The sequence below is a fragment of the Providencia sp. PROV255 genome (genome assembly GCF_028478065.1).
Lineage (GTDB): Bacteria > Pseudomonadota > Gammaproteobacteria > Enterobacterales > Enterobacteriaceae > Providencia > Providencia rettgeri.
Window position 1 is genome coordinate 216,126 of record NZ_JAMPMI010000011.1, and the last position, 9,092, is coordinate 225,217.

The following is a 9,092-nucleotide window of genomic DNA, read 5'->3' on the forward strand; positions in this document are numbered from 1 at the left end:
ACAACGCGCAGTATAGAGCACAATGCGTGTGCAGACTACGGCTTTACTTTTAGTCTGAGTGATAAATTTACGTGATGCAAGTAGCAAGCATTCGCCTGCATACTAAAAATTGGTTATTATCAACCGCTATTCTTTGTTGGAAAGGCTAATGACTGAAATCATCGACACCTTTATTGCGCCGCCCTGCCACGGTAAGATAGAAATTATCTACCAGGATGAACATCTTGCTCTTATTAATAAGCCGAGTGGCCTACTAAGCCTTTCTGGAAAAAACCCACAAAACTTAGATTCAGTGCATTACCGATTAGTACAAATCTTCCCTGAATGTACTCTTGTTCACCGACTCGATTTTGGCACTTCAGGATTAATGGTGATTGCACGTAATAAAGCAGTGAATGCCGCTCTGAGCCAACAATTTAGCCAGCGAACGGTAATTAAAGTATATCAAGCTCTACTTTGTGGTCACTTAACTGATGATGAGGGTATCATTGATGCTGCAATAGCAAGAGACCCAGCACTGTTTCCTCGCATGTCTCTTTGCGAAATTAATGGCAAACCTGCCCGCTCCCACTATCACGTGATTGAACGTCTGTATCACCCACTAGATAATGGCACATTGCTTCCAGTAACCCGAGTCCAATTAATTCCAGAAACGGGTCGAACGCATCAGCTTCGTATCCATTGCCAACAATTAGGCCACCCTATATTAGGCTGTGACCTATATGGGGGCCAAATACCAGAGCATGCATCTCGGCTCATGTTGCACGCCAGCGAACTGCATTTTGTTCATCCCATTAGCCAAGAAAGCGTTAATACTCGCTGTGCGAGCCCGTTTTAACGCCCAAGTAACCACTGTCTCATTTTATGACTGGTAAAATAAATTGCTCTGCCCTGTAAGTGCACATCGCTAGCCGTACTTCAATTTAAGTTATGACGAATATTACCACATCAGGTCGTCAGGGATCTTAAAGTCCGCGTACGGGTCATCTTCATCTTGTTCTTCTTGGCTGAGCGCATTATTGAGTACGATACTATCCGCATCCCTTTGGGTTATTTTATCCGCTACACTTGCAGGGATAATCACATACTCATTGTTATCACTATTCTCAATCGCTAAACGGGCAATCGCCAGACGACCGCTGATCAATTGTGTTTGTGTTATTTTATCTACAACAACTTGCTTGATCACATTGTTATCGGTGAAATTAAAACTAATATCTCCCTTTGAAATATCAACTTTATTCATCTCAATAAGTTGTTTAACTTGCGCTTTAAACTCTTTGGATTGCACCATTTGCTTATGCTGTTCGCTTAATTGCTTATCACGTTCAAGCTGTGCTTTTTTATTCTCTTCTACGGCTTCCCTTGCTTCACGCGCTTGAACGCGTGATTTTTTAGCCGTTCTTTGCACTTTAGCCATCTTCTTACTGGTGACTAATCCTGCTTTTAGCATTTGCTCTTGTAAGGTGAGTTTTGCCATCTTCGCCTCTAAATCTATCAGATAATTATGTGATTATACCTTTAGCCGCTGAGACCTGATAGGCTTTGAGCTTCATTGATAGAGAAATTATGTGATGTTATTTAAGAAAATATGCTAACGAGGATAATTCAAAATTCGGCGTGTTTAACTTATTTTGTCTAATCTAAAATGTGTTTATAAAAAACCATCAATATATTGTGATTTTTTATAGGCACGATTTACTCAGTAACCATAGAGAGCTGATGAGAAAAAATAGAGGCTTTCATCCACATAAAAACCTCTCTATTTCAATAACTACGGAGTGGACATAATAATGGTAGCTGCTGAACTAAACTGGCCTTCTATCAATTCATTTGGCGATAAATTAGGTTTTTTAACTAGCGTAAACATTAGTGTGTCTCTACCATGCCCATTTTCTATTTTTGAATCGAAATGCCCATTCATAGGGGAAACTCTTTGCCCTTGATGATAAATCTCAACACCTAATCCCGGCATAATAGGACCTTGACTACCAATATCTCCAGTTCTAACAAGTAAAGCGTCAGATGAAAAAGTCGAAGTTTCTCCGCTAATAATCATCTTTATTGGCGCTGTCAGATTATTATCTTCACAACTATAAGTGATTTCTGCGTTACGTTGAAAACGGCTTGCACTTCCCACTGTTGAAATACCCGATGCATTTACTGTTTCAAAATCAACAATGATGATTTGGTTATCATTGATATCACACGTACCCGTTCCAACAACTACATCATTACCTGCGTAGAAATTCCATTTAAAATAAGCATGGTCAATATGCTGATTACTATTTACAAATGTCGCATATTTATGGAGATCTAACGTCATCAGCAAATCGCCTTTTCTTACCAAAACTGATGGCGTTGGTTTAACATTTACCTGTAAATATAATTTAATTTGTAAAGGTTCACTTGCTGTGGTTAAACGAAATACTTGAATTTCTTTACCGCTAAATGGTGCTAAATAGTAAGCACCACGCACGACCACTCCCGCTTTTAATTCTGGGTTATTCTTAAATGTGGGACCAAGGTCAGCACCAGTCACATTTAAATAATCAACATAAGCACTAGGGGCTTCATTACGGCAGGTCATAAAATCACTCACATCCGCAAATTCATTTATACGATTAGGTACAGCAAAAATATCATTATCTAGAGGAACATCATAAATACTTTGTGTTCCCCCACCAACTTCTTGTCCTCCATTAGTTTTACACTGGAAAGCAAAAATAGTCGGGGAAAATAATAAGGTTGCGAGAAGTAATATTAACATCTTCATTGTTACTGATACCTTAATCATAAATTAAACTAAAAATAGCGGTTGCAGTAAAATGGCCAAACGCAATACTTTTATTTTTTATTGCATCAGGTTCCCCTTGCACATTCGCATTAAAACTTAAAATATTCGTGCCATTCTCTAAATTGTATGCAGGCGTCGTACTATTAATAGGAATTTTTTTACCACTAAATTCTAAGATTTCAATTCCGATACCCGAAGCCATGCTGCCAGAATCTAATGCAAGAAGGCCTGGTAAATGGGTATTTTCGCTTCCTGTAAACTTAACGGTCACCGTTCTAAAGATACTATTATCACAGTCATCTAAATGAATATTAAAATTTTCAAGTGGTGTTTTTTGGTTAATATAGAGGTATTTATTAACAATAGTACCAAAGTCCACAATGATATTTTCATCACCAGGTCTTACTGTACAAGCTTCTGCGACAAGTTGTCCTCGTATCTTAACTTCACCGATTTGACCATTTTTTGCCTGACTCGGTAACGGAAAAAATAACAAACTTAATAGCATCGAGAGTATTATTTTTTTAAATTTATAAAAATTGAAATTTAAGTTATTCATATAAATACCTTCAATGCTATATCAGAAAATCTATTAAGATTATTCATACGTTATTTGAAAAGAAATAACACTTCGATAAGCTCCAGCCTGTAATTTTTCTGCGATTCTTACGGGAGTTACATAATAAGTTAAAATATTTTGCCCCGGAGAAATAAGCTCAGGTTCACTGTACTCACCAAAAGCAATTTCTTTTCCTTTAGGATTAGTTATCTGTAATCCAAGCCCATTCACACCTTCAACTCTCGCTATGTTCGGCCTAAAAGGGACAACTGGCGTGATAAACCTAATTTTCATACCTGGCTGAGAAAGACTCCATGTGACATTACCGGATTTATTGTTTCTCAAAACCGTTGGGGTTTCGATACAATCCAATAACTCGATGTTTACCGGCGTCTTGTGGCCTTGGGCGCCAATTGTTTTTAATGATGCAGTTTCAATATTTCCTAAATCAACGGATTGAAATGCAGAATCCATCGATAAATGGCATGCACTCTCCGTTAATGAGCCATAAACGAAAATTTTACCATTTGCACCTTCAACATCCCAATTACCTGTTGTGTTATAAAAGGCATTATTTGAGGCCGCATATATCACAGCTGAATGAAATATGAGAGATAATCCAAAGAGTAAGGAAAAGCTTTTTTGATTAATCATCATTTTCCTCTCTATTTACTTTCAGGAACAACCTGACATGTATTTGCTTGACATTTAAATTGAAGTTTTGGCCGGCCACCATAGTCATTTATATAGGTCAATACCGGATTTGCCCCCACAGTAGAACTTGGAACTCCTAATTTTTCTTCACTAAATGGTGCAACCATAACTGCCTTAAAATTCTGATTTACCGGTGAATTTTTTCGCTCAGCCGCACCAATAATCGTGATATAAAAGGGAGTTGGGTTTTTAATGATATATTGGTCACCTTGCTTAATAAGCTGTGTTTTTTCTTGCCAAGGGTTATTCAGCATTTCTGTTTCGCTTAGCATGATACTTTTAGGACGATAAAATAATTTAATTTTGCTCTGTAACGCTAATTGCAAAACATTCGGTTTATCACTTTTTGGCGGGATCTCCCTTAAATTAAAGTAATAAACACTTTCTCTATCCTGCGGTAACTGACTAATTTCAGGAAGCGCCTCAATACGGACTTGGCTTGATTTTTCGGGTTCAACTCGCTGTACCGGCGGTAATACAGCAAACGGTGAATTGATTTTTACCCCTTGAATATTTTCAATCCACCCTTGAGCCAAATAAGGTAGCTGGTTATTTTTATTAGTAATAGTAATTGAAACGCTTTTTTGATCGCCATTAAAAATAACTCGGGTTCTATCTAAAGCAATTGCCGAGAATGCGCTTCCGCTAACTAAACTGCTTAATAAAATAGTACTGATATATAAATTAGTTAATTTTTTCATAGCAATCACTCATTTACAGATTATTATCTGCTTCATTACGTTTATTTGATAATGGTTTACAAGGAATAAATAATCCTTGGTTAATTGTTTCTAAATTTTCAGGAAAATTAATTTCACATTGTGCTTCACCACCCCAATGAATAATCATGACTTCATTTGGGTTGATACCACTAACATAGGCATATCCATTATCAGTGACTATTCCCGTTTCTTTTCCTTTCAAATTCGTGATCTGAGCGCCAAATGGCGGTGCAGAACCGTCAGACATACGCATTGAAAGCATCATCTTTTCACCAGACAACACATTAAATTTGCGATAGCCAATCGCGCCTTCTGTTAATGTCGCTTGAACAATAGAATCCGTTACCTCGGCATTATTCGGTAATGCATTTAAATCGACTTTAACTTTACTGCGGTAGTAGCTATTTAAATCAGGGACAACCACTTTACCAAATGCATTTGATGCAATAGGTATCCCTCGGTCTGATACGGGAATTTTAGCCACACCATCAGTGTCAATGAGCAAACGAGTTCCGCCAATATTTGAGACTCGATGAGCATCCGCACCATTTAAAGTCATGGTAAATCCGCCTTGTGCCCCTACCCCAAATGATGTGTAATTATTATGAATATAGCTGGCATTCGCAGTTAACTTAGTATTATCACCATAATGGGTAATATAGGTGCTTGCGGTTCCACCTTTGTTGGTCGAACCTGCACTGACTTGATAATTGGTTCTATCTGACAATTTGTCATAATAGGTTGCTCGATTAACAGTATCATCCCGTGTTGCTTGTAATGAATAACCAATATTTGCACCATTTCCCCAAGGCATTGAAGCTGAGATATACAGGCCATCATCATTTGTTTCGTTATATTTATTACGATAGGCCGATAACGAAATATTAATATTCTTCAGGCTTCCCCAATCTAAGGTTTTTGTCACCATTAAATTGTAGCGATTACTTTCTGGCTTATCCCAATAGGTTTGGTGCGAGTAGTTTAAATAAGCTGTAATTCTCGATTCTCTAAAGTTTTTATTTAAAGAGATCACATACATTTCTTTATTACTACCTTGACGCTCACCTGAATCTTTAGCCGTTAAAAAATCGGTTACAGTCATAAAACTGCGTTCTGAGAATCGGTAACCTGCGAACTGAACTTGGCTATCATAGTCATCAAAACGTTTTGAATAGTTTATTCGATAAGAATTACCTGTGAGTTTTTTATCATTAGGAATATTTGCAATAGAATGCGTAATATCGAAAGATAAGGCACCAAATGCCAATAAGTCACGACCGACACCCACGTTGAATGCATTATAGTCTTGGCTATTTAATGAACCAGCAAGCAATGACCAACCATTAGTGACACCCCACGACATTTCACCACTCGCAAATGTATCTCCATTGACATGATGATCCATATCCGTTGGGCGACCCATCGCTAGTTTATATCGAATACTACCTGGTCGAGTTAAATAAGGGATATTGGCTGTTTCAACCTGATATTCTTGAACCGAACCATCCTGCTCTTCGATTCGAACATCCAGTTTTCCCGTCGTCGCATCACTTAAATTTTGAATACGGAAAGGACCCGCGGCGACTTGTTCTTGATAAATAATTCGCCCTTGTTGGCTAACAATCACCGTCGCATTTGTCGTAGCAACACCTGTTATTTCAGGTGCATACCCACGTAAATTAGGTGGTAACATTAAGATATCAGAGCGTAAGCCAACACCTGTAAATCGAAAACTATCGAATAAATCGGTGTTAAAATAGTCCTCACCCAAGGTCAATTTCGCTTTAATACTGGTTAACGCTTTATAGGCGTATAGTCGGCTCCATTGAAAGTCATGCTCATTTTTACTATTCGAGCCAGTTTCTCGTTGAGCACGCCCCTGCCAATCTCCCCTAAAGCGCCATGCACCAAGGTTCACACCTGCGACACCATTTGCTGTCACATTATAGTTGCTATTGTTATCATGAGGCTTATTCGCTCTTGCGTTTATATTGTAGTCTAAAATAGCCCCTGAAATTCCTTCATCCCACAAAGAAGGCGGATCCCAGTTAGCTGTTCTATATTCAAGGTAGGCTTGAGGTATACTCAGATACAACGTAGAGTCAGATAAATCCCCTCGAGCTTGAAAGCCAGGCAAACTGCGTAAATCAAGACACTCATTATTATGCCACCACGTAATTTGCTTCAACGAACTAGCTGTTAATCCTAGCTGCTGGACTTGTTCTGGTGTGATACAAACGAGGCTATCTTCAGGGTCGTTTTCTGGCGCATAGAATGAAAACCGTTGCTCAGGTAAAGTTTCTTTATTTACTTGTACTTTGAGGGGATAAATACCAGGCATAATATAGCCTGCACGTGAGAATTGCTTAATATCAATGTTTTTTTTGTCTTCTAAATCAAATAATGCCGTATTAAATTGTATGGTATCGGCAGCATATAACTGAGCGGATAATGATCCAAATGTAATCATTATCGTTGTCGTTATTATATTTATTTTGTGTTGTTTAAAAAACATAAAAAACATCCCTAAAACACCAATATAATTTCTTAGAATTAATAATAATCGACCTTGAACCTTAATAAGGTTTGGTAATTACCCGCTTTAACAGGATGATAATTGGTGACTAATTGCATTTGATATTTCAGGATCATTGTCCCTGGCGTAATTCCTAATGCGGGTAATGGCTTTCCTGGTGTAATGGAATATCCCGATATATCATGCAATGCCAATTGCACTCCTTTTGCTTCACCCGAGAGTGTGAAAAAATCACCTTCTGATGGACCATCAAAAGTGACTTCGAGTGAATTCCATTCGTTATTATCTTTCGAATATTTTTCCCAACGACAATCAATGAGCTTAATATTGAATTCTTTTATGGGGCCTTTCCCAACTTCACGAATATAGCTTGTTGGAAGCACCCCCATATTAATGGTCTGATCCCTAGACCCAATATCTATTGCGCAGGCAGTATCGACTATTTCGCCATTCATCGTGACTTTTCCCCATCCATGAGATGATGCAGCCATTTGTGGCGAAAGAAATAATGTTAGAAGAAATAGAGAAGATACTTTTCTTCGCAAATAGATAAATCCTTTCACTTTAACCTCTGACTTAATTTGGTGATTAGTAGAGGAACACAAAGGTATTCCTCTTAAACTAATCAATTAGTTATAAGTTAAGGTAAAGTTAGTTACGCCTTCGAATTTACCTAATGGAATTTTATCAACCGCAACGTTTGCACCTTGTACATAAGCGCTATAACGCAATGTATTATCACCCGCTTGTAATTGGTGTTCTTGAGCTGTTGCAACTCCCATATTTAACGCTGCACCATTAGTATCCGTTAATTGAATACCCACGTTGCCAGCAATAGTTGGGTCTGTTGCATCTAAGCCTGTTACACCGAGTAATTTAGAGTTGAAAGCAGCGCTAGCACCAGAGAATGTGATACTCACTTTATCGTTGTACACTTTATCATCTGCATCTTTCGGGAATACACAGTCTTCCAATTCAATATTGAATTGCTTCGCGCTAGAAGTACCACCATTCGCTAAAACAGAGTTAGCGATTTGGCCTAACCATACTGTTTGGTCAATAGAATCTGAACTAATTGAGCAAGGTGCATCAATGATTTCACCTTTAAATGTGACTTTACCATGCCCTTGATCAGCAAGTGCTGGAGATGCAATAGCGGCAGAAACTAGCGCGGCTAAAAATACTTTTTTCATTTGAACCTCATTTATATATAACAACGTGATGATTACCCAACATGATGTAGGGCATAGTTAGAATTTATTATTTTTAAAATAACTATTTGCTGTATAAAGAATTTAAAATAATTTCTGTTTGTCGATTAAAAATATAATGGTAGTTATCCTTTTCATCGGATAAGCATTCACTATTATGAATAAATGAATTAGCACTAGGATTTTTTTCATTTATTTTCAATGATACACTTTCAAAAAATGCACTCGGGCTAATTTCTAGATAAAATAAAATTGAAAATAGCATTCCACAATTAATGCTACATATTCCTCTTTCATAACGAGATATTTGTTGTTGTGATATCTTTAATTTTTTAGCTAGATCACTACCACTAAGCCCTTTCTCTTTTCTAAGATGCGATAATTCCATGCCAATTTGTTCAGTTAGTATTTTCTGAAAGCTATCTATACTGGTCTTTAATTTATTACTTTTCATATCTCACCAATTAAAGCCTTGTGTAATGTGGCAAAACAATCAGAACCGCTTATAAAGTGAACAATTTATTTTTTGAAATGCAAAAAAAACGCAACAAAA

Annotated in this window: 10 protein-coding genes; 1 reads left to right on the plus strand and 9 read right to left on the minus strand. The window is 37.4% G+C overall.

The genetic code is table 11. The features are described 5' to 3' along the window. The first annotated feature begins 148 nt into the window (after positions 1–148). Entirely contained in the window at positions 149–838 is a 690-nt protein-coding gene (locus PR725_RS14315) for an RluA family pseudouridine synthase (RefSeq protein WP_004266211.1), read from the plus strand. Between the two features lie 102 nt (positions 839–940). On the opposite strand, the gene PR725_RS14320 is transcribed toward PR725_RS14315, so the two are convergent. From PR725_RS14320 to PR725_RS14360, 9 genes are all read right to left on the minus strand, one after another. After that, on the minus strand, positions 941–1,480 hold the full coding sequence (locus PR725_RS14320; protein ID WP_004266212.1) for a DUF2058 domain-containing protein: 540 nt from the start codon (positions 1,478–1,480) through the stop codon (positions 941–943). Positions 1,481–1,774: 294 nt separating this feature from the next. Further along, positions 1,775–2,776, minus strand: coding sequence for a fimbrial protein (locus PR725_RS14325; protein ID WP_004266213.1), 1,002 nt, complete (start codon positions 2,774–2,776; stop codon positions 1,775–1,777). Between the two features lie 13 nt (positions 2,777–2,789). Next, on the minus strand, positions 2,790–3,356 hold the full coding sequence (locus tag PR725_RS14330) for a fimbrial protein (protein ID WP_123382670.1): 567 nt from the start codon (positions 3,354–3,356) through the stop codon (positions 2,790–2,792). Between the two features lie 39 nt (positions 3,357–3,395). Continuing rightward, on the minus strand, positions 3,396–4,013 hold the full coding sequence (locus PR725_RS14335; protein ID WP_210845132.1) for a fimbrial protein: 618 nt from the start codon (positions 4,011–4,013) through the stop codon (positions 3,396–3,398). Between the two features lie 8 nt (positions 4,014–4,021). Next, a complete protein-coding gene (locus tag PR725_RS14340) occupies positions 4,022–4,771 on the minus strand; it encodes a fimbria/pilus periplasmic chaperone (protein WP_109912302.1) in 750 nt (249 codons plus the stop codon). Between the two features lie 13 nt (positions 4,772–4,784). Then, positions 4,785–7,316 carry an outer membrane usher protein gene (locus PR725_RS14345; protein ID WP_042851471.1) on the minus strand — a complete coding sequence of 844 codons (2,532 nt, stop codon included), beginning with the start codon at positions 7,314–7,316 and terminating at the stop codon, positions 4,785–4,787. Positions 7,317–7,345: 29 nt separating this feature from the next. Next, positions 7,346–7,891, minus strand: coding sequence for a fimbrial protein (locus PR725_RS14350; RefSeq protein ID WP_238562716.1), 546 nt, complete (start codon positions 7,889–7,891; stop codon positions 7,346–7,348). Positions 7,892–7,957: 66 nt separating this feature from the next. Continuing rightward, positions 7,958–8,521 carry a fimbrial protein gene (locus PR725_RS14355; protein WP_004266219.1) on the minus strand — a complete coding sequence of 188 codons (564 nt, stop codon included), beginning with the start codon at positions 8,519–8,521 and terminating at the stop codon, positions 7,958–7,960. Between the two features lie 82 nt (positions 8,522–8,603). Beyond that, entirely contained in the window at positions 8,604–8,993 is a 390-nt protein-coding gene (locus PR725_RS14360; protein WP_004263121.1) for a helix-turn-helix domain-containing protein, read from the minus strand. Positions 8,994–9,092: the final 99 nt, after the last annotated feature.